The organism is Propionivibrio sp. (assembly GCF_016790145.1).
Taxonomy (GTDB): domain Bacteria; phylum Pseudomonadota; class Gammaproteobacteria; order Burkholderiales; family Rhodocyclaceae; genus Propionivibrio.
On the sequence record NZ_JAEUOI010000075.1, the window covers coordinates 1 to 21,395 of the forward strand.

Consider the following 21,395-nt stretch of genomic DNA (forward strand, 5'->3'; position numbering starts at 1 on the left):
AAGTGCTCGGCTTTACCTTGATCGTGATCGGCCTGACCTTGCTGACGCTGGGGGGGGTCGGGTTCTTTACGAGTTTGTAAGGATTCCCGGTGATCGATCAGGACAAACCGTGGATTGAATTTGTGCACCGCGCATAACAGAAAACTGACGCAAATTAACCAGGGCGTAGAATGCGTGCCATCGACCAGCACCTGCGCATCACCATCGGTACCGATGAACAGAGTCGGGCGCTGGTCGACGCACTGCGGGAAATCCTCGGCTGGCGCGGTTTATTCCTCAAGCAGACTGCGCAGCATCCAGGCGGTTTTCTCGTGCACTTCAAGGCGCTGGGTCAGCAGATCTGCCGTCGGCTGATCGTTTGCAGAATCGGCCAGGGGAAACAGCTTGCGCGCCGTGCGCGCCGTGGCTTCCTGAGCGGCGACCAGATGGCCGATCATGTCATTCGTCTTTGGTACGCCTTCAACCTCCTTGATTGAGGCCAGCTTGACGAATTCCTTGTAGGTGCCGGGTGCCGGATGCCCGAGTGCACGAATGCGTTCCGCGATGACGTCGAGGGCGTTCCACTGCTCGGTGTATTGGCCCATGAACATCAGATGCAGACTGTTGAACTGCGGCCCGGTGACGTTCCAGTGGAAGTTGTGCGTCATCAGGTACAGCGTGTAGCTGTCCGCCAGCAGGGCTGAAAGTCCGCGTACGATCTTTTCGCGATCATCGGCACTGATGCCGATATCGATCGCAGAGGTTCTGGTTTTTTTGCTGCTCATGCTTTTTTCTCCTTGGTGAAATCGATCAATTCAGTGCACCTGCCCAGGGGGTATTGACCTTCGATAACCCGATGCCAGGTCGAGGCCGCGTGTTACAGCCCCCCTGAACAATCGTCCTGCAAGATCAGCCCAGCTCGTAACGATCGAGGTTCATCACCTTGTTCCAGGCCGTCACAAAGTCACATACGAACACCTGCTGCGCGTCCCTGCACGCATAGACTTCGGCAAGGGCTCTGAGCTGGGCGTTCGAACCGAAGACCAGATCGACGATGGTTCCCGTCCATTTGATCTCGCCCGTCGCCCGTTCACGCCCCTCCAACACGCCTTCAGTTATAGCGGACTTCTGCCACCGGGTGTTCATGTCGAGGAGGTTCACGAAGAAGTCATTGCTCAAGGTTTCGGGTCGCCTGGTGAAAACACCGTTTTTTGACTGCCCGAAGTTTGCACCCAGCACGCGCAGGCCACCGACCAGAACCGTCATTTCGGGGGCGGTCAGCGTCAGCAGATTGGCCCGATCCACCAGCAGCTCAGCCGCCGATCCTGCGTATCCCTTCCGGATGTAGTTGCGGAACCCGTCTGCGCTCGGTTCCAGCGCAGCGAACGAGTCAGCATCGGTCTGCTCCTGCGACGCGTCCATGCGCCCCGGCGAGAAGGGAACCGTTACCTCAACGCCGGCCTTCTTCGCGGCGGCCTCGACCGCCGCGCAGCCGCCGAGGACGATCAGGTCGGCCAGCGAAACCTTCTTGCCGCCGGACTGCGCACCGTTGAATTCCTTCTGGATGGCTTCCAGCGACGGTAGTACCTTGGCCAACTCGGCCGGCTGGTTGACCTCCCAAACTTTCTGCGGCGCGAGGCGGATGCGCGCGCCGTTGGCGCCGCCACGCTTGTCGCTGCCGCGGAAGCTCGCCGCCGACGCCCAGGCTGTCGCGACCAGTTGGGAAATGGACAGGCCACAGGCGAGGATCCTGGCCTTCAGGGCCGCGATGTCCTGCTCATCAACCAGCGCATGGTCGACGGCGGGGATCGGGTCTTGCCAGATCAGCGCTTCCTTCGGCACCAGCTTGCCGAGATAGCGGGCGCGCGGACCCATGTCACGATGGGTCAGCTTGAACCAGGCGCGGGCGAAAGCATCGGCGAACTCCTGCGGGTTCTGCATGAAATGACGCGAGATCTTCTCGTAGGACGGGTCCATGCGCATGGCCATATCGGCCGTGGTCATCATCGGCGCGTGACGTTTGGCCGGATCGTGGGCATCCGGCACGGTGGTCGACGCTGCAGGATCCTTTGGTTTCCACTGATGGGCGCCAGCCGGGCTCTTGCTCAGCTCCCACTCGTAGCCGAACAGGGTCTCGAAGTAGCCGTTGTCCCACTGGATGGGATTGGGGGTCCAGGCACCTTCGATACCGCTGGTGATCGCGTCTACTCCCTTGCCGGAACCGAAACTGCTTATCCAGCCCAGGCCCTGCTGCTCGATGCCCGCGCCTTCCGGTTCGCGGCCGACGTGGGCGGTGTCGCCAGCGCCGTGTGCCTTGCCAAAGGTGTGACCCCCGGCGGTGAGCGCGACAGTCTCGTAGTCGTCCATGGCCATTCGGGCAAAGGTCTCGCGGATGTCGCGTGCCGAGCCGAGCGGATCCGGCTTGCCGTTCGGGCCCTCGGGATTAACGTAGATCAGGCCCATCTGGACGGCGCCCAGCGGGTTGTCAAGCTCACGCTCGCCCTTGTAGCGCTCGTCGCCCAGCCAGGTGGTTTCCGGGCCCCAGTAGATTTCGTCCTCAGGCTCCCAGATGTCCGGGCGGCCGCCGCCGAATCCGAAGGTCTTGAAGCCCATCGAATCCAGCGCAACGTTGCCGGTGAGGACGATCAGGTCGGCCCAGGACAGCTTGCGGCCGTACTTCTGCTTGATCGGCCAGAGCAGGCGGCGCGCCTTGTCGAGATTGCCGTTGTCCGGCCAACTGTTGAGCGGAGCGAAACGCTGTGCGCCGGTGCCGGCGCCGCCACGCCCATCGGCGATGCGGTAGGTACCCGCGGCATGCCAGGTCATGCGGACGAAGAACGGCCCGTAGTGGCCGTAGTCCGCCGGCCACCAGTCCTGAGAATCAGTCATCAAAGCACGAAGGTCATTGACCACGGCATCCAGATCAAGGGTCTTGAACTCCTCGGCGTAATTGAACGCCTGGCCCATGGGGTTGGACTTTGAGGATTGCTGGTGCAGCATCTTCAGGTTCAACTGGTTCGGCCACCAGGCTGAGTTCCCCTGGGCTCCGGACACAGTGTGACTGCCAGCACCGCTCGCGAACGGGCACTTTTTTTCGGTTGTCATGATTATCTCCTGTTTGAAATTGACTACGAACCCAGTCTAGAGTTTCGAAACTGATTAATCAACGAAATAATATCAATAGTATCCATAGTGAATGACTATCAAACTAACCGAAAACAAAGCGAAGGCAAAACCGGGTCAGCACCGTCCAGTTGCACGTGAAGTTGAATGCCCAGCTTAAACCCGGCAGGATTCTGTCTTGACTATGGGATCCATTTGTGTCTTGCTCGCACCCTGCCCCTGCAGGCGGTGAAGCTCCGTTCGGCATGACCCGCAGGAGGTACCGCACTTGCGCTTGGTTTGCACTGCGGCCAGATCAAGACCGCTGGCAAAGTCGGCAAGAATTTCGCTCTCGGCAACGTCAAAGCAGTTGCAGACGATGCGACCGCGCGCCGGACTCGCAGTGGGCGGAGCCGCGCAGGGAGCGAAAAGCCATTTGCGCAGTTCCTGCGTGCTCCCCCCGCGCGCGATGAGGTCCATCAACCAGTCCGTGGCGCGGGTTTCGTTGCACAGCAAGGCGCCGATGAGGCAGTCGTCCTCGATCAGGGCGCGCTTGGCGATACCGCGCCGGGCGTCGTTGAAAGCCAGAACGTCGGGCCTATCCAGACCGATTGCCGCAGACAGTTCGGCGAGCAGATCCGCCGTCGGCAGGGCACTGCCCGCTCCCCCCCAGGCGCGCAGGACGACTACCGTTGACTCGCGGCCGGACAGCGTCAGCGTGGCGTGATCGAAGCGGGCCAGCCAGGGTTGCAGCGTCGCGTGCAGACCACCACGGCTAGCCCACTCGTCGCGGCGCAGCGCGACGAGTTGCCAGTCCGTGGCGAAGCGCTCAACCTGTACAGCCGCGTGCTTGAGTTCGGGCTGATGCGAAACGGGGTCGGTGACTGCCGGCATCAAGGCATTGACGCCGAGGCCGCTCATAAAGCGAGCGCCCCAGTGCATCGGCAGGTAGGTCTGCGCCGGGCGCAAGCGGCTTGAGGCCGCTGCGCGCAGCACCAGCGCACCGCGCTTGCCTTTGACGCGCACCAGATCGCCATTGACGAGGCCGCGCCTTTCCATGTCACGGGCATTCATTTCCAGCACCGGCTCCGGCGCATGGGCAAACAGGCGAGGCACCACGCCGGTGCGACTCATCCCGTGCCACTGGTCGCGTAGCCGGCCGCTATTGAGATGCAGCGGAAGTCGCGCGTCGGTCGCTTCGGACGTCGGGCGATGATTAACTGCCTTGAAAATGGCACGACCGTTGGTGCTCGGGAAAACACCGTCGGCATACAGGCGTGGGGTTCCGGCGCTGGCGCCTGCGCACATAGGCCATTGCTGCGGGCCCTTGCCGTCGAGCACGGCATAGGACAAACCGCCGATGTCGAGGTCGCGGCCGACGGTGCTGGCACGGTGCTCGTTGAAGACGCTCTCGGCGGTGGCATAGGGGAACAGCGTCGTAGCGTCGGGCCGTATCCGGCTTTCCAGCCGCTGCGCAAAATCCACGGCAATGCGCCAGTCGGCGCGCGCCTCGCCGGGCGGCGCGACGGCAGCGCGCACGCGCGAAATTCGGCGTTCGGAGTTGGTCACTGTTCCTTCTTTTTCGCCCCAGCCGGCGGCCGGCAGCAGCAGGTCGGCGAAGGCCGCCGTGTCGGTATGCGGGCTGACTTCCTGGAGCACGACGAAGGGGCAGCGGGCCAGCGCCTCATGCACGCGCGTCAGGTCGGGCAGCGACTGTGCCGGGTTGGTGCAGGCGATCCACAGCGCCTTGATTTCGCCGCGCTGTACGGCCTCGAATAACTCCACCGCCGTCAGGCCTGGCTTCGCCGGCACCTCGGGCACACCCCACAGGCGCGCCACTTCGGCACGATGTTCGGGGTTGGCCAGATCGCGGTGTGCCGAAAGCAGATTGGCCATCCCGCCGACCTCGCGGCCGCCCATCGCATTCGGCTGGCCGGTCAGCGAGAAGGGCCCGCAGCCGGGCTTGCCGATCTTTCCGGTGGCCAGATGCAGATGAATGATTGCGGCATTATTGTCGGTGCCGTGGCTGGACTGGTTGAGCCCCTGGCAATAGAGGGAAAGCGCTGTCGGCGCCTGCCCGAACCAGCGCGCGGCAGTGACGATGTCTTCCGCCTTGATGCCGCAGATGTCGGCGGCCATCGTCGGCGTGTAGTCGCGCACCAGCGCTTTCAGCGTAGCGAAGCCCTCGGTGTGGGCGCCGATGAAATCGAGATCGCACAGGTCTTCCCAGAGCAGCACATGCAGCATCGCGTTATAGAGCGCGATGTCGGTGCCGGGCAGAATGGCCAGATGCAGATCGGCCGCCTCGGCGGTGTCGGTACGGCGCGGATCGACGACGATCAGCTTCATCGCCGGACGCGCCTTCCTGGCATCCTCGATGCGCCGGAACAACACCGGATGCGCCCAGGCGGTATTGGACCCGGCAATCAGCAGACAGTCGGCGTGATCGATGTCCTCGTAGGCGCAGGGCGGGGCATCGGCACCGAGCGTTGCCTTGTAGCCGGCCACCGCCGAACTCATGCACAGGCGCGAATTGGTATCGACGTTATTGGTCCCGATCAGCCCTTTGGCCAGCTTGTTGAAGACGTAGTAATCCTCGGTCAGCAACTGGCCGCTGATGTAAAAAGCAACGCTGTCCGCACCATGCTCGGCGATCACCTGCGCGAAACGGTCTGCGGCGTGATCGAGGGCCGTATCCCAACCGACCTGCTCACGCAGCGCAGCCTTGTCGCGCCGCAATTGCGGATGCGTCAGCCGCTGCGCCAGCGCCTGCGGAGTGACGGTCAGATGCAGCGTATTGCCCTTGGTGCACAGCCGACCGAAGTTGGCCGGATGCTCGGGATCGCCGCGCACACCGGTGATGCGCGTTGCATCGTGCTCGATGATAACGCCGCAACCGACGCCACAGTAGGAGCAAGTGGATTTGGTTTCCATGGTCAGGAAGTCGGCGCCGGGGCGGACACTTCGACACTCATTTGCCGCCCGTCATTCCGGGCTTGAGCCGGAATCCTGAGCAGCACGTCTGGATTCCGGCTTTCGCCGGAATGACGGCTAAAAAGTATCGGTTCGAATTGCGTATTCATCTTCACGTGAGCTGCAGCCACACCGCCTCAGCCTCTATCTTGACGGCAAAGCGGCGCGCACAGCCTTTGTCCGGCGCCACCGCCTGCCCGTCCTTCAGGCCAAGCTTCCAGCCATGCAGCGGACAGGTGACGGTATCGCCATGGACGATACCCTGCGACAGCGGGCCGCCCCGGTGCGGGCACTTGTCGCGCAGGGCGAAGACCTGATCGTCTGCGCTGCGGAAGATGGCGATATCGCCTTGCGACGAGGCGGCGATACGGCTGCCCAGCGGCGCAATGTCGCTGAACAGACAGACTCTGATCCACTCGCTCATGCCGGCACCTCCTGGAGTTTGATGACTTCGTACTCGCGGCGCAGCGCCGGCTGTTGCACCGCCTGCTGCCAAGGGTCTTCATAATCCTGCAGGGCAAACAGCAGGCGCTCGTGAAGCGACTTGCGCCGCGCCGCGTCATCGACGACCGCCGCCTTGACATGATCGAGCCCGACGCGAGCGATGTAATGGCAGGTTCGCTCCAGGTAGTACCCTTCTTCGCGGTAGATCTGCAGGAAGGCGGCCGAGTATTCCATCACCTCCTCGTCGCTCTTCACCTTGCACAGGAATTGCGCAACCTCGGTCTTGATGCCGCCGTTGCCGGCGACATACAGTTCGTAGCCGGAATCGACGCCGATTACGCCGATGTCCTTGATGCCGGCCTCGGCGCAATTGCGCGGACAACCGGAAACCGCCAGCTTGACCTTGTGCGGGCTCCACATGCCGAACAGCATTCTTTCGAGCTTGACGCCCATGGCCATCGAGCGCTGCGTGCCGAAACGGCAATGCTCGGCGCCGACGCAGGTCTTCACCGTGCGGATGCTCTTGCCGTAGGCGTGGCCGGAGACCATGCCAGCGGCACCAAGATCGGCCCACACCCTGGGCAGATCGTCTTTTTTGATGCCGAGCAGGTCGATGCGTGCGCCGCCGGTCATTTTCACCGTCGGCACCTGGAATTTGTCGGCCACGTCGGCGATGGCGCGCAACTCGGATGGCGTCGTCAGCCCGCCCCACATGCGCGGTATGACGCTGTAGGTGCCGTCCTTCTGGATATTGGCGTGAGCCCGCTCGTTGATGAAGCGCGACTGCGGATCGTCCCTGGCCTCGCCCGGCCAGCTCGAGATCAGGTAGTAATTGAGTGCCGGGCGACAGGAGGCGCAGCCGTTCGGCGTCTTCCAGTCCAGCGCCTTCATGACCGCAGGAATGGTGAGCAGATGCTGGGTGCGAATGGCCTCACGCACGCTGCCGTGGGAGTGCTCGGTGCATCCGCACACCGGCTTGTTATTGGATTGCGCGGGGGTGTAGGCACCACCGATGGTCGACGCCAGAATCTGCTCGACCAGCCCGGTGCATGAGCCGCATGAACTGGAGGCCTTGGTCGTCTTGCGCACATCCTCGACGGTGAACAAGCCGTGGGTCTTGATCGCCTTGACGATGTCGCCCTTGCACACGCCGTTGCAGCCGCATACTTCCGCATCGTCGGCCATCGTGGCGGCGTGCGCATTTCCGGCATGGCCAAGGTCGCCAACCGAGGAGTTCTGGCCGAACATCAGATGGTCGCGAATCTCGCGGATGTTCTGCTCGTCCTTGACCATTTTGAAATACCAGGCGCCATCGGCCGTATCGCCATAAAGCACCGCACCGATCAGGGTGTCGTTCCTGACCACCAGTTTTTTATACACGCCGCCGGACGGATCGTGCAACACGATCTCGTCGGTTCCTTCGCCGCCGATGAAATTTCCGGCCGAGAACAGGTCGATGCCGGTTACCTTGAGCTTGGTCGAGGTGACCGTTCCCGTATAGCGCGAGATGCCGAAGTTGGCCAGGTGGTTGGCGCACACCTTGGCCTGCTCGAACAAGGGTGCGACCAGGCCGTAGTTGATGCCACGGTGGGCGACACATTCGCCAACCGCATAGATTCGCGGATCGTAGGTCTGCATCGTGTCGTTCACCACAATGCCGCGATTGCAGTGCAGGCGTGAGGATTCGGCCAGCGCCGTATTGGGGCGGATGCCGGCGGCGACCACCACCAGGTCGGCGGGAATTTCCAGGCCATCCTTGAAGCGCAACGCGGCAACGCGCCCCGACTCGCCGCGGATCATCGCCTCGGTCTGCTTCTCAAGCAGAAACTTGAGCCCGCGCGCCTCCAGCGAAACCTTCAGCATATCGGCCGCCGCCTTGTCGAGTTGCCGCTCCATCAACCACGGCATCAGATGCACCACGGTCACCTCCATGCCGCGCTGGCGCAGACCATTGGCCGCCTCCAGCCCGAGCAGGCCGCCACCGATCACCACCGCGTTACGATAGCGGCGCGCGGTTGCTATCATTTCGTCGGTATCGCGAATGTCGCGGTAGCTGATCACACCGGGCAGATCGGTACCCGGAATCGGCGGCATGAAGGGCGTCGAGCCGGTGGCCAGCAACAGGCGATCGTACTCGATCTCAAGGCCTTCACCGGCGATCACCTTGCGCCGCGTACGGTCGATGCGTTCAATGGTCTTGCCCAGGTGCAAGCTGATGCCGTTGTCGTTGTACCAGTCGAGCGGATTTAGAATGATGTCATTGATCGTCATCTCGCCCGCCAGCACCGGGGAAAGCAGGATGCGGTTGTAATTCGGGTGCGGCTCGGCGCCGAATACGGTAATGTCGTACAGCTCGGGAGCAAGCTTCAGCAGCTCCTCCACAGCCCGCATGCCGGCCATGCCGTTGCCAACGACGACGAGTTTCTGCTTGTTCATGATGCGCTCTCCACTGGGGAAGGTAGTGATGCCGGGTAAGTCAACGAAAAAGTGCGAACCACCAAGTCACCAAGGGCTCAAAGTTTCACCAAGAAAACCAAAATATGATCTGGTTTTCCTTGGTGCATCCCTGGTGTCCTCCAAGGGGATTTCCTGCGGGAAGCCTGGTGACTTGGCGGAGAAGTTTTTCCATGGTTCTTACCGCCCTACGCCGCCTTTTTCATTTGCTTGCGATACAGAAACTCGAACACGGCGGCACGGTATTCGGCGAATTTCGGATCGTGTGCAAGGACGAGACGATCGCGCGGACGTTCCAGCTCCACGCTGAGAATCTCGCCGATGGTTGCCGCCGGGCCGTTGGTCATCATTACGATGCGATCCGACAGCAGCACGGCTTCGTCGACATCATGGGTGACCATCACCACCGTGGCGCCGGTCTTGGTCATCACGCCGTTCATCTCATCCTGCAAGGACGCGCGGGTCAGGGCATCGAGCGCACCGAAGGGTTCGTCCATCAACAGGATCTTCGGTTCCATGGCAAAGGCGCGTGCGATGCCGATTCGCTGTTTCATGCCGCCCGAGATCTCGTGCGGGTACTTGTGCGTGGCATGGGCCATGTGCACCATCTCCAGTGCCGCTTCGACCCGGGCGCGCAGTTTGACTTTGCCTTCCTTGCGGCCAAAAACCTGCTCGACGCCGAGCATCACATTACCGAAGCAGGTCATCCATGGCAGTAGCGAGTGGTTCTGGAAGACGACCGCACGTTCGGGCCCAGGTCCCGGTATTTCCCGGTCGGCGCACAGCAGCACACCGCTGCTCGGCAGCGTGAGGCCGGCAATCAGGTTGAGCAATGTCGACTTGCCGCAACCGGAGTGGCCGATCAGCGAAACCACCTCGCCTTGACTGATATCCAGATTGATATCGCGCAGGGCGGTGAATTTTCCGCTCTTGGTATCGAAGGTCTGACCGATGTTTTCAATTTTGACTAGAGGCTTCATTTTTAACGGTTCTCGTAAGTAAAGCGTCTGGCGAGCAGGAGCAGCATCTGCTCCAGTGCGAAGCCGACGATGCCGATGACGAAGATGGCAATGACGATATGCTCGACCTTGAGATTGTTCCACTCGTCCCATACCCAGAAGCCGATACCGACGCCGCCGGTGAGCATTTCCGCCGCAACGATGACCAGCCAGGCGGTGCCGATGGAAAGGCGGATGCCGGTCAACATGTAGGGCAGCACGGCGGGGAAGAGGATCTTGGTGATCACCTTGGCCTCCGGCAAGCCGAGGACGCGGGCTACATTGAGGTAGTCCTGCGGTACGCGCTGCACGCCTTGTGCGGTATTCAGGATCATCGGCCAGATCGAGCAGATGAAGATGGTCCAGGTCGCTGCCGGGTCGGCCCGTTTGAACACCAGCAGGCCGATCGGCAACCAGGCCAGCGGCGAAACCGGCCGCAGCAGGCTGATGATCGGATCGAACATGCGGCTCATGAAGGAGAAGCGACCGAGCATAAAACCCATTGGAATGCCGATCGCCGCCGCGAAGCCGAAGCCGATACCGACGCGCTGCAAGGAGGCCAGTACATTCCAGCCGACGCCCTGATCATTCGGCCCGTTACGATAGAACGGGTCGGCAAACAGTTTGAGCGCCGCATCCCAGGTCTTGCCCGGCCCCGGAATATTGCCGGTCATGGTGGCCACCATGGACCACAGGCCGGTCATCAGGGCGAGGCCGAGCAGCGGCGGGATCACCGCCATTAAAAAATCACGCAGCCGTTCACTGCCCCTGCCCGATCTGGCCTCAAGCGCCACTACGGCAGGCGTTGTTTCTGCGGGATCGGCCAGCGCTACGGCGACCTGTGCCGACGCAGCATGATCACTGACCGCCACATCAGCGACTGCAGGATTAATCAATGCCGCCACCGGTTTCAATGCCAAAACTGTACTCATGTCGGGTCTCCATTTCCAGGTCAAACAAATTCAGGCCATGATCTTGAACGAGGCCGCATACTTTTTTGGATCCTTGCCGTCCCACACCACACCGTCGATCAGCTTGTTGCTGCGCATGTCGCTTTTCGGCAGCGCTACGCCGGCCGCAGTTGCTGCCTGTTTGTAGATGTCGATACGATTCACCGCTTTGGCAACGGCCAGGTAATCGGGGTCGGACTTCAGTAATCCCCAGCGTTTATGCTGCGTCATGAACCACATGCCGTCCGACAGGTAGGGGAAGTTCACCGCGCCTTCGTTGAAGAACTTCATGTGATTCTTGTCGTCCCAGGTCTTTCCCAGACCGTTCTCGTAGCGACCGAGCATGCGGCCGACAATGACCTCGGTGTCGGTGTTCACATACGACTTCTGGGCCACCGTTTCAGCCGTCTTCTGCTTGTTGGCCAGCGAGGCATCGATCCAGCGCGAAGCATCGAGAATCGCTGCCGTCATGGCACGGGCCGTGTTCGGATTTTTGGCGGTCCATTCGGCGGTGGTACCGAGCACCTTCTCGGGATGGTCGGTCCATATATCCTGGGTAGTGGCGACGGTGAAACCGATCTTGTCGATAATGGCACGCTGATTCCACGGTTCGCCGACGCAATAGCCATCCATGTTGCCGACGCGCATGTTGGCCACCATTTGCGGGGGCGGTACGACAATGTTCTTGATGTCCTTGAACGGGTCGATGCCGTAGGTCGCCATCCAGTAGTAGAGCCACATCGCGTGCGTGCCGGTGGGAAAGGTCTGGGCGAAGGTGTATTCCCTTTCCTTTTTTGCGATCAGCCTGGCGAGCGAGGCGCCATCGATGGCCCCTTTGTCCTTCAGTTGATTAGCCAGCGTGATGCCCTGACCGTTGTTGTTCAGCGTCATCAGCACGTTCATGTCCTTCTTCGGTCCGCCCAGGCCCAGATGCACGCCATACACCAGGCCGTAGAGCACATGCGCCGCATCGAGTTCGCCATTCACCAGCTTGTCGCGCACCGAGGCCCACGAGGCTTCCTTGGTCGGGATGATCTTGATACCGTACTTCTCGTCGAACTTCTGCACCGCAGCCATCACTACCGACGAGCAGTCGGTCAGCGGAATGAAACCGATGCGCACTTCCTTTTTCTCAGGCGCATCGGAACCCGCGGCCCAGGCCGCCGAACGAATCGCCGGTACGCTCATGAGCGCTGCCCCGGCGGCCAGGGTAACGCTGTGACGTAGAAAGTCACGCCTTTGGTTGGAATCCTTGTCATGGCTCATCTCGCAATCTCCGAAATTAGAAACAAAAAAAGGCGCCTGTTGCGAAAACCGGGGAAAGCATTCCAATGCTTTTACCCGTCACGCCACAGACACCCTTGTCTTTTGCCCGGAACCGCCGTTGATCCCGTGCCTGATCCGATTAAAGCAATTGTTGTGCCAGATAACCCGAACTAGGCTTGAACCAATGATTTACGGGCTTCTCGGCCGAAATCGGCGCTGGCCGGCGGGCGCCTCAGCCCGTCAATTGCTGCACCGCATCAGTGCAAGCTATCTCCGATTGCACCAACTCAGAGCAGGAGCTTGGCCATCGCCAGCAGATCGCCAGCAACTTTCGCCAGCGGTTGGGCACGTTCCATTGCCAGCTTGCGCAGCGCCGCGTAAGCCTCGTCTTCAGACAGATTACGTGTTTTCATCAGGATGCCCTTGGCCTTTTCCACCACCTTGCGCTCGGAAAGCTTCCTGGTTGTTGCGGCCAGCTCCTGCTTCACCGACTGATGCGATTCAAAACGCACGATGGCCACATCGATGATCGGTTTCAGCCGCGCCAGATCGAGGTTATCCACTATGTAGGCCGAGACACCGGCCTTGAAGGCAGCGCGTATCACATCGGTGTCGTCCTCCGGCGTCAGGATGATCACCGGTCGCGGCATGTCGCGGTCCATGACCGCCAGATTCTCCAGCGTATCGCGCGAGGGAGAGTCGGTCTCGATCAGGATAATGTCGGGTTTGATACGCTCGATTTGTGCAGTGAGATCCAGTGCCGAGGGCAACACCGCCGCGACTTGATGGCCAGCCATGGCCAGCCCGCCGCACAGTTCGGCGGCGCGGGCACGAGATTCATCGATCACAAGAATACGGAGCATTGCATTTATTTAGCAAACGGCGTGCCAGCAGAATCTTTCGCTGCGCGGTGCCAGTGAGTCGGTGGCAAGTCAAGACTTGTGTGCAAGGGATCGGAGAGGCCTATCTGTTGCCGTTGCAGTCATTGCCCAACGATCGCTACCGTTCGTCATCGTCGGCTTTCACTTCGACATGGGCTCCGAGGATTCAGCGTCATTCACGCTTCGATCCGGAATTTTTCAGCACGACCTTGTTGCGGCCGCCAGCTTTTGCCTCATAAAGCGCACTGTCGACACGTTCCAGCATCAGTATCTCGTTGTCACCCGAAATAAAACTCGTTACCCCGAAGCTGGCCGTCAGCCGTCCCGTTACGTGGTGTTCCATCGAAGCGATCGAATTGCGGATTTTATCGGCAACGTCAAAAGCCTTGTCGGGACCGGTCTGAGGCAGAACGATCATGAATTCTTCGCCCCCCCAGCGACCGACGGTATCGGTTTCACGTATGCTCTTCCGCAGAACCTCTGCCACTTTGACGAGCACCGTATCTCCGACCTGATGGCCATGGGCATCATTGATCAGCTTAAAGTGATCAATGTCGAGCATAATCAGTGAAAGATCCTGTGGATAGCGCTTTGCTTGGCTGATCCCATGCGTGATCACGTCATCGAGTTTGACCCGGTTATAGATCTGCGTCAGCCTGTCGGTAACCGACAGGACATTTAAATCCTGATTGGTCTTCTGAAGTTTTGCCGCATGATCTTCCAGTTCTGCCCGGGCCAACTCGTTCATTTTGTCGGAGCGTGTCAGTTGGTTGTAGTTACGGATTGCAATGGCCAGTGAGGCGTGTAGCCTGTCCTGGGTCAACTCGCTCTTTGTCCGGTAGTCATTGATGTCGTAGCGAATGATCGTTTCGACCTCCGGCACCTGGCCGGGCTGCCCTGTGCGCAGGATGATGCGTGTGTTGGTCATGCACAGATCGTTCCGGATGGTATCAACCAACTGCAATCCGGCATTCTGACTCTCCATCACCACGTCGAGCAGGATGACTGCGAACTCGCGGCATTCTGTCAGTATGGCCATCGCTTCCTTGCCGGAAGAGGCGTGCGTCAGTTGCAGGGAACGACCGAAAACGCGGAGGCTTCGTAGCACGAACCGGGTCGCTTCGTGAACGTCCAGATCGTCATCGACCACCAGGATCTGCCATGGCAACATCCTGGCGTCGTTTCCCACCACCGGAGTTTCAGCGACAAAGACTATTTTGTCTTCCTTGAGGCTCATACGAATCTTCCGTCTGTTCTTCTCGATATTTCTGGAGCCAGATTCTTCGATGCAAGGCACGTCGCTTGAACGCAAATAATACCAGTTTTAAAAAAAGGAGGGATAGGAAATCCAATTGCCATACCGTGCGCATTGCCTCTGTTGCTGCCCGTCGTCAAACGGGACTATCCGCCCACATTTCCCCTGCGCCCCGCCACACCCGCAGCTCTTTCATGCCGGAGCGCTCCCGTCGGGCGACTTCAGCACAGTAGCGCAGGAAACGCTCCAGCCCTTGCCGGTCGGTCGCTACGGTCAATCGATTGTTTTGAGCAGTTCTTCACCATCCTTGTAAAGCACGGCTAGCATTGCTTGATCAAGACTCAGCAAGCGCATACAGGAACTGCCAAGTTTGGGCCATTCCTGGGTCTGGCTCGCTCCGGTGAGTTGCTGCAGGATATGCTCGGCCGTCTGGCTGATGACAACGAGGTAGCGGCTGGTGAGCGGCAGACCGGATTCAAACAGGTCGATGGCCGACGGGTCGTGGTGATGGCGAATCGCCTGGCAGATTTCCTCGGGCAGCCACCAGTTCTGTGCCAGCAGGCAGCCGAGCATGGCGTGATCGCTCGGATAATCCTGCTGTTCGACGGCGGTAAAAAGGCGCTCGCTATCGTTGTTGGCGCGAGCCAGCGTCTGCGTGTAGGCGGGAAAACGGCGCAGCAGGATGACGATGCCACAGTCACGGAACAGTCCAAAAGTATAGGCATCTTCAGGACGAAATTTCGGATTTTGTACTCGCTTGGCAAGCCAGCCCGAGAGTGCGGCGATACGCGCCGAGGCATCCCAGAAACGTTCGTAATGCGCGCTGTTGGGGAAGGCTTTGCGCAGGCTGATGGCGGCGACGGCTCGGCTGGTGACATCAAGGCCAAGCATCATCAGCGCATCCTGAACTGAACGCGCCTGCTTGTGATAACCGAAATACGGCGAATTGGCGGTCTTGATCAGTCCGGCAGCGAGGCCGACATCGGACTTGATGAGTTGACCAACATAGTTGAAATTCGGGGAATCCTTGCGCATAGCCGCCCTGATCCGGTCAATGATGAGCGGTCGCGGCGGAATGTCGTTGGCCTTGATGGTCAGCTCCAGAACACCGTCGACAGATGGTAATAGGTTCATGGAATCGTTCGTCATTTCTGTTTTCCCGATTTCATCCACGGCAACAAGGTCTCCTCGGACATCGGGCAGGCATTGAAAAAACCCTGCGTGGCGTCCACACCCGCAGCCGCGCAGGCGTCCAACTGCTCTCTTGTTTCCACACCTTCGGCGACGACGATCATGCCCAGGTCACGCGCCAGTTGGGTCATCGCCCTGACGATGGCAAAAGCCCGCCGGTCCCTGGGCAGAACGCCGATGAACGCACGATCCAGTTTGAGCTTGGTTGCCGGAAGATCTTTCAGGCTGGACAGGCAGGAATAACCCGTGCCGAAGTCATCGATCGCCAGACCAACCCCGGCGGCACGAGCACCGCGTACATTGGCCTGGACGGTGGCTGAAAGGTCCATGAACAGCGACTCCGTCAGTTCAAGCTCGATCAATTCCGGTGCCACGTTGGCGCAGATCAGCGCACCGTGCAGAGCTTGTATGAAGGAAGTCGACGTCAATTGAACACGGGACACGTTGATGGCCACCTTGGCGGCGCTGCCCTGTTCGCGCAGCAGGGCAGCACAGCGTGCTCCCTGCAAAAGGCTCCATTCGCCGAGCCGGAAGATAAGCCCGGTCTTCTCGGCGACCGGAATGAACTTTCGAGGCGGAATCATCAAGCCATGGACGGAGCAGCGCATGAGCGCCTCGACCGCCTCGACGGAACCATCCTGGCGGATGATCGGCTGGTACTCCAGTTGCAGCCCACCGCTTTCAAGTGCCGCGTGCAGTGCGCTTTCAATCGCCAGTTCTTCACGTGCCAACTGAATGCCGAGCCGTCCGGCCACCGGCTCGTTCCCCGACATGACGATCCGGTTGCCGCCCTGACGCTTGGCTTCGATCATGGCCCGGTCGGCGCGTTCCAGCAGGCCAAGCGGATAGTCGTCCACCTGCCCCAGGGCGATACCGATACTGGCCGAAGGTCGAATCAGGATATCGTCGATCGGCATCGGCATTTCGATTTCTGCCAGCAACTTGCCGGCAAGCCGTTCGGCACCGATCCGGTCGAGGCCGGGAATCAGAACGACAAATTCGTCGCTTCCCATACGCACGAACTCGCCCGGCATTGAAACGCCAGAACGGATGCGCTCGGCAATCCGCACAATGACACTATCGCCACCGGCATGGCCGAATGAGTCGTTAACCTGCCGGAAACGATCCATGTCCACCCACAGGACGGCGAGCAAGGAGCGCTTTGAGTTAGCCTCGGTAACCGCCCGCGCAACCGCCTGCAACCCGGCATTCCGGTTCAGAAAACCGGTGATGGGGTCCACGGCCGAGTTTGCCGCCGACATCGATTCGTAGAATTCTCGATTGGGCGGTGCCGGCCTTTCGACCATTGTTAACCTTCCTTGGATAGGCCAATCCTGCTTGCCATTGATGGCGATACGGATTGGCGATAAGTAATGACTGTGACTCAAGCTTACGCAGCATCGCCAGGCAATACTTGACCCGGCGCGCCTTTCGCATGACCATTCACGCCATGATGAAATATCAATAATGGGGAGGTCACCTGCCATGTCGAAATCTGAAAGCTCACTGGCGACGATCTGGTTGATCCTGTTTCGCCTAGTCGAGATGAATGGCATCGACGCGCAGCGTTTCATGCGCGAACTGGGTGTGGCGCCTGAAACCTTCCGCGATGTCACGGCGCGCCTCCCGGCTCATCTGGGCGATGCTGCCTTCGAAAAAGCCTCGGCGCAGATTTCCGATCCGGCGTTCGCCTTGCGCGCCGCACAATGCTGGCACCCCTCCAACCTCGGCACCATGGGCTACGCCTGGCTGTCGAGCAGGACATTGCACACCGGCCTGAAACGCATGGAACGCTTCGCGCGCATTCTTGGTAGCCGGGTCACCTATCGCTGCATTGAAGAACCTGCCGGCTTGCGCTTCGTCCTTGACCACGGGCGCGGGGATACGCCTATCGGGTTTGTGATCGCCGATTTCTCCCTGTCAATCCTTGTTGACATGTGCCGGACCAATTTTGGCAGCAAGCTGAATGCCACAGCCGTCAGTCTGCGCCGGCCCTTACCCGCCAAACCACAGCCCTGGCGGGATTTCTTCGGCTGCACAATAAAATTCGGCGCCGCCGAGGATAGTTTCCTGCTCGACCGCGTGACCGTGGATACACCGCTGCCTTCAGCCAATATCCCGCTGGCCAACACTTTCGATGCCATCCTGACCGAACAACTGGCGAACTTCTTCAACGACGACATCCTCAGCCGCTGCAAGGCTTATCTGCTGCGCGAACTGACGTCGGGGCTACCGACAGCGCATGAAGTAGCCAGCGCGCTTGGGCTAAGCCAACGCAGCTTGCAACGCAAACTTCACGAACTCGGCCTGACCTACCAGAACGTGCTCGACGAAACGCGACACGAACTGGCCCGGCGCTATCTCGACGACCCGGGCAAATCGGTCACCGAGATAACCTTCCTGCTGGGTTTCTCCGAGCAAAGTGCCTTCACCCGCGCATTCAGGCGCTGGAGCGGAATGGCACCTACCAGTTATCGATACATGCCGGCGCATTAAGGCCGGTCTGGTCGGGTGCAGAGGCGTTCATCCGATCATCCGATGGCCTTGGCAGAACTTGCCCGCATGAACTACTATGAAACTCGCGTGGCTGCTGGAACAAAATACGTGGATTCGCGGGAAGAGTTGTGAGAGCACAGCGCCTATCTCCCTGAGTCGTGCTTGCCGTCCTCAGTCGTGTACATTTCCTGTTCAGTTGCACTTGACTAACCAGCAAGGAGATCCTTATGTCACAGTTCAATTCATCCGCGAAGCAGTTTCCGGGCGCCGACGAACTCATCGGCTTCGGCTCGATCAACGTCAATGTCACGACCACCGGCACCACGCTTGAGCAGACGGCACCCCCCTCGCTGCTTGGCCCGGACAACACACCGCTCGGCTTTCTGTTCTGGGACACCGGGCGGCGCATCACCAACAAGCGCAGGGTGCGCTGGACCTTCAATCATCCCGAAAACTGGACCGACTGGCGTGCCATCGCCTGGTACGGGCCCGGCGGCAATGGATTCTTGCCGCAGGTCGGTACCGGTGCCTACTGGGTCGGCGTGTCGGAAATGACGCCGACGCCGATCGACGGTGCGGCCAGCAGTTTCGTTAACGGCCCCGGCGGCTCGCCCGTGGCCTGGCCGTGGTCCGGCAACGATCACATCGTTCGCACTGAGTGGGGCCCGGCGACGATCCACGCCAAGTCGCATTTGAAGCGCAGTTCCGGCGATCCGCAGGTCGACTTCTCCTCGTGGATCCAGCTCGTGTTCGGTGGTGACGGCAGCGGATACTTTTCCGAGACCGACGATGACATCGGCTCGCTCGGCTCGGGCAGCGGCGTCACCGGCATCGCCGGTTCAGGTTCGGCAGAGTTCGCTGCGGCGATGGGTTCGGGCGCGAATATTCTTGCCGGATATGTCACGCCGCCGCCACCCGACTTCGGCGGTCTGCTCGGCAGACTGCGCGAGGTCATTGCCGGTGGCCTGCTCGGTAAATTTGTCGACAAGGGCGATCCCTCGCCGGAAGACATCATCCGTCTCAAGCTGATCAGCGAATCGATCGACATGGTTCGCGGTGAAAAGCCGACCTCGACCGATGCCTTCGAGGCGCTGACAGCGGCAGGGCGCAGCATGTCGGCGCAGGAGTTGAAACGCGCCATCGTCACTACCCAGACCACGCTACGGCGCGGCCAGGCCGCTGTGAAGTTCCTGGAGTCGCTGGCGGCCAAGCAACAGGCGATCGTCGCCAAGAAGACGGTCAAGCCCAGGAAGCCCGCCAAGTAGCCGGCGATGAGTCGGGAATGAGCAGGCCATGATTCGGCGGGTACTGCTTGTCGGGTACGAGGATCAGGACAACCTCGGCATCCGCTACCTGTCGGGTCGCTTGCTGCGTGATGGTCACCACGTCCGGATCGTTGCCGTCGGCACCGATCCGGACGTGCTGCTGGCAACAATCCAGGCCGAGCGACCCGACCTGGTCGGCTTCTCGCTCATCTTCCAGTACATGGTGCCTGAATTCGCGCGCACGATCCGCACCTTGCGCGCGGCCGGGGTGTGCGCCCATTTCACGATTGGCGGGCACTACGCCTCGTTCGAGCCCGAGGCACTGTTGCGCTTCATTCCGGAGCTCGACTCGGTGGTCCGCTTCGAGGGCGAAGAGACGCTCGCCGAACTGGTTGCCAGTCTCGACGACCCCGCCGCGTGGCAGCGCATCGGCGGCATCGCCTGGCTCGACCGGGGCCAGGCCGTGCTGAACCCGCCGCGCGACGTTTCGATCCCGATCGACGAGTACGCCGAACCCGATCGCCGCGACATCGACTATCGCCGACAGGCGCTGCCGACGGCCTCGGTACTGGCCTCGCGCGGCTGCCCGTGGCAATGCTCCTTCTGTTCGATCATCACTTTTTACGAGGCCAACGGCACCAAAGGCCGGCGCCGGCGCGACCCGCTGCGCGTGGTTGACGAAGTCGAAGGGCTGGTCCGCCAGCAGGGGGCGCGCCTGATCCTCTTCCAGGACGACGACTTCCTCGCCGGCGGCCTCAATGCCCGCGCCTGGGCACACCAGATCGCCGCGGAGATCCAGCGTCGCGGCCTGCAGCACGAGATGCGCTTCAAGATCGCCTGCCGCTCCGACGAGGTGCGCGAGGCGGTACTCAAGCCGCTGATTGCCGCCGGCTTGTGCCATGTCTATCTCGGCGTCGAATCCGGCGACGAAACCAACCTCGCGGCACTGAACAAACTGCTGAAACCCGAGGTGCACGTCCGGGCCGGCGAGATCCTGCGCCGGCTCGACCTGAGCTTCGACTTCGGCTTCATGCTGCTCGAACCCTGGTCGACGCTTGAGACCGCACGCAACAACCTCGACTTCGTTCGTCGCTTTACCGGCGACGGCTGGGCCGTAGCCGGCTTCTGCCGGACGCTGCCCTACGTCGGCACGCCGATCGAACGGCGCCTGCGTGCCGAAGGCCGGCTCTCTGGCACCGCCCTCGACGCCGAATACCGCTTTCTCGACCCGCGCGTCGATCTGTTGTGGGACTTCTGCCTGATGGCCTTCGAAGGACGCAACTTCGGCAAGAACGCGACCTGGAACATCCTGCGCGGCCTGCTCTTCGAAACCCACCTCGAAATGCCCTGCCGGTCGCGCGATGAAGAGCGCGACGCGGCAGCGCGCGCGCTGGTGCAGGCCTCCAACGGAGTCATGCTCGATGTTCTGGAGAATGCCCTTGACCTGATCGAAAGCGGACTCGTGACGACGCTCGAAGACCCCGATCTGCTCGACCTTGCGCGCCTCGCCCGTAGCGAGGACGCCAGCATCCGGCGGCAACTCGTGGCGATGGAGAGAAACGGTACAGACGAGTTTTACGAAGCGCTGTTCCGTTAGCCGTCTTACACCGCATCCGCTCTACCTGAGCCTTGGCGATTCACCGGATACCCGGTGAGCTGCATACGCGAATATTCCGCCCGCAACTGGATGATGCCGAAGCGGCGGTAACCAAACGTGACGCCTTGCGTCTGGGCATGCCCTTGGGCAGCGAGCGATTCACCGAGAGCGTATGTCGGCAACTGGGAATTCGGCAGAATACAGGGCAACGAGGTCGGCCTGTCAGCGAGTAAGCCGATGGGACAAGCCTGCTGCCAGGGCAAACGGATTTTGGATTTTGAGATGAGGTTGGAAATGGAAACATTGATTTTCAATTGGAAAATTGGAAATGTCTCTGACCCGAATGGCACGCGAGACGCCGAGCAACTTGGCTGGCCGGGTGACGGACAACTCACTTCCCGGTGCGATCATCGCGCGCCTTTCAGCAGGCGGGCAATGGCGGGCTGTCCGGCCAAGAAATCCCGTTCGACCTGCAACTGTCCGATCTTGCGGTGCAGGTTGTCGATCTCCTTCTGCGGGTCGGTGCCCTTCTTGTTGCCCCGCT

The 21,395-nt window shown here is 60.7% G+C and carries 17 protein-coding genes; 3 read left to right on the forward strand and 14 right to left on the reverse strand.

Translation table 11 applies throughout. The features are described from left to right. The 13 genes from JNM42_RS06585 to JNM42_RS06645 all read right to left on the reverse strand — a co-directional run. Positions 1 to 191 (reverse strand): hypothetical protein (locus tag JNM42_RS06585; RefSeq protein ID WP_294267884.1); only part of this gene is annotated, 191 nt, incomplete at its 3' end. A 78-nt stretch (positions 192 to 269) separates the two neighbouring features. After that, a complete protein-coding gene (locus tag JNM42_RS06590) occupies positions 270 to 764 on the reverse strand; it encodes a Dps family protein (protein ID WP_294267885.1) in 495 nt (164 codons plus the stop codon). Positions 765 to 888: 124 nt separating this feature from the next. Then, on the reverse strand, positions 889 to 3,084 hold the full coding sequence (gene katG / locus JNM42_RS06595) for a catalase/peroxidase HPI (RefSeq protein ID WP_294267886.1): 2,196 nt from the start codon (positions 3,082 to 3,084) through the stop codon (positions 889 to 891). A gap of 174 nt (positions 3,085 to 3,258) precedes the next feature. Further along, the gene (locus JNM42_RS06600; RefSeq protein WP_294267887.1) at positions 3,259 to 6,015 is read right to left on the reverse strand and encodes a nitrate reductase; all 2,757 of its coding nucleotides are present in this window, start codon (positions 6,013 to 6,015) and stop codon (positions 3,259 to 3,261) included. A gap of 151 nt (positions 6,016 to 6,166) precedes the next feature. Then, on the reverse strand, positions 6,167 to 6,478 hold the full coding sequence (gene nirD / locus JNM42_RS06605; protein ID WP_294267888.1) for a nitrite reductase small subunit NirD: 312 nt from the start codon (positions 6,476 to 6,478) through the stop codon (positions 6,167 to 6,169). Further along, on the reverse strand, positions 6,475 to 8,934 hold the full coding sequence (nirB, locus tag JNM42_RS06610; protein WP_294267889.1) for a nitrite reductase large subunit NirB: 2,460 nt from the start codon (positions 8,932 to 8,934) through the stop codon (positions 6,475 to 6,477). The genes nirD and nirB overlap by 4 nt, the downstream gene beginning before the upstream one ends. 206 nt (positions 8,935 to 9,140) lie before the next feature. Beyond that, the gene (locus JNM42_RS06615) at positions 9,141 to 9,932 is read right to left on the reverse strand and encodes an ABC transporter ATP-binding protein (RefSeq protein ID WP_294267890.1); all 792 of its coding nucleotides are present in this window, start codon (positions 9,930 to 9,932) and stop codon (positions 9,141 to 9,143) included. A 2-nt stretch (positions 9,933 to 9,934) separates the two neighbouring features. Continuing rightward, positions 9,935 to 10,882, reverse strand: coding sequence for a nitrate ABC transporter permease (ntrB, locus tag JNM42_RS06620; RefSeq protein ID WP_294267891.1), 948 nt, complete (start codon positions 10,880 to 10,882; stop codon positions 9,935 to 9,937). Between the two features lie 30 nt (positions 10,883 to 10,912). Further along, positions 10,913 to 12,166: a CmpA/NrtA family ABC transporter substrate-binding protein gene (locus JNM42_RS06625; protein ID WP_294267892.1), complete on the reverse strand. Its 1,254-nt coding sequence runs from the start codon at positions 12,164 to 12,166 to the stop codon at positions 10,913 to 10,915. A 287-nt stretch (positions 12,167 to 12,453) separates the two neighbouring features. Beyond that, positions 12,454 to 13,029: an ANTAR domain-containing protein gene (locus JNM42_RS06630; protein WP_294267893.1), complete on the reverse strand. Its 576-nt coding sequence runs from the start codon at positions 13,027 to 13,029 to the stop codon at positions 12,454 to 12,456. Between the two features lie 190 nt (positions 13,030 to 13,219). Further along, positions 13,220 to 14,284 carry a diguanylate cyclase gene (locus JNM42_RS06635; protein ID WP_294267894.1) on the reverse strand — a complete coding sequence of 355 codons (1,065 nt, stop codon included), beginning with the start codon at positions 14,282 to 14,284 and terminating at the stop codon, positions 13,220 to 13,222. A 291-nt stretch (positions 14,285 to 14,575) separates the two neighbouring features. Beyond that, positions 14,576 to 15,436, reverse strand: a complete 861-nt coding sequence (locus JNM42_RS06640) for an HDOD domain-containing protein (RefSeq protein ID WP_294267895.1) — start codon at positions 15,434 to 15,436, stop codon at positions 14,576 to 14,578. Positions 15,437 to 15,447: 11 nt separating this feature from the next. Next, the gene (locus JNM42_RS06645) at positions 15,448 to 16,800 is read right to left on the reverse strand and encodes a bifunctional diguanylate cyclase/phosphodiesterase (RefSeq protein ID WP_294267896.1); all 1,353 of its coding nucleotides are present in this window, start codon (positions 16,798 to 16,800) and stop codon (positions 15,448 to 15,450) included. Positions 16,801 to 16,978: 178 nt separating this feature from the next. On the opposite strand from JNM42_RS06645, the gene JNM42_RS06650 reads away from it, so the two are divergent. The 3 genes from JNM42_RS06650 to JNM42_RS06660 all read left to right on the forward strand — a co-directional run bounded on the left by JNM42_RS06650 (position 16,979) and on the right by JNM42_RS06660 (position 20,851). Continuing rightward, positions 16,979 to 17,989: an AraC family transcriptional regulator gene (locus tag JNM42_RS06650; protein ID WP_294267897.1), complete on the forward strand. Its 1,011-nt coding sequence runs from the start codon at positions 16,979 to 16,981 to the stop codon at positions 17,987 to 17,989. A 227-nt stretch (positions 17,990 to 18,216) separates the two neighbouring features. Further along, on the forward strand, positions 18,217 to 19,254 hold the full coding sequence (locus JNM42_RS06655; protein ID WP_294267898.1) for a hypothetical protein: 1,038 nt from the start codon (positions 18,217 to 18,219) through the stop codon (positions 19,252 to 19,254). Positions 19,255 to 19,282: 28 nt separating this feature from the next. Continuing rightward, positions 19,283 to 20,851, forward strand: coding sequence for a radical SAM protein (locus JNM42_RS06660; protein WP_294267899.1), 1,569 nt, complete (start codon positions 19,283 to 19,285; stop codon positions 20,849 to 20,851). A 5-nt stretch (positions 20,852 to 20,856) separates the two neighbouring features. Here JNM42_RS06660 and JNM42_RS06665 read toward each other — a convergent pair whose 3' ends face one another. Beyond that, positions 20,857 to 21,165, reverse strand: a complete 309-nt coding sequence (locus JNM42_RS06665) for a hypothetical protein (RefSeq protein ID WP_294267900.1) — start codon at positions 21,163 to 21,165, stop codon at positions 20,857 to 20,859. Positions 21,166 to 21,395 lie beyond the last annotated feature (230 nt).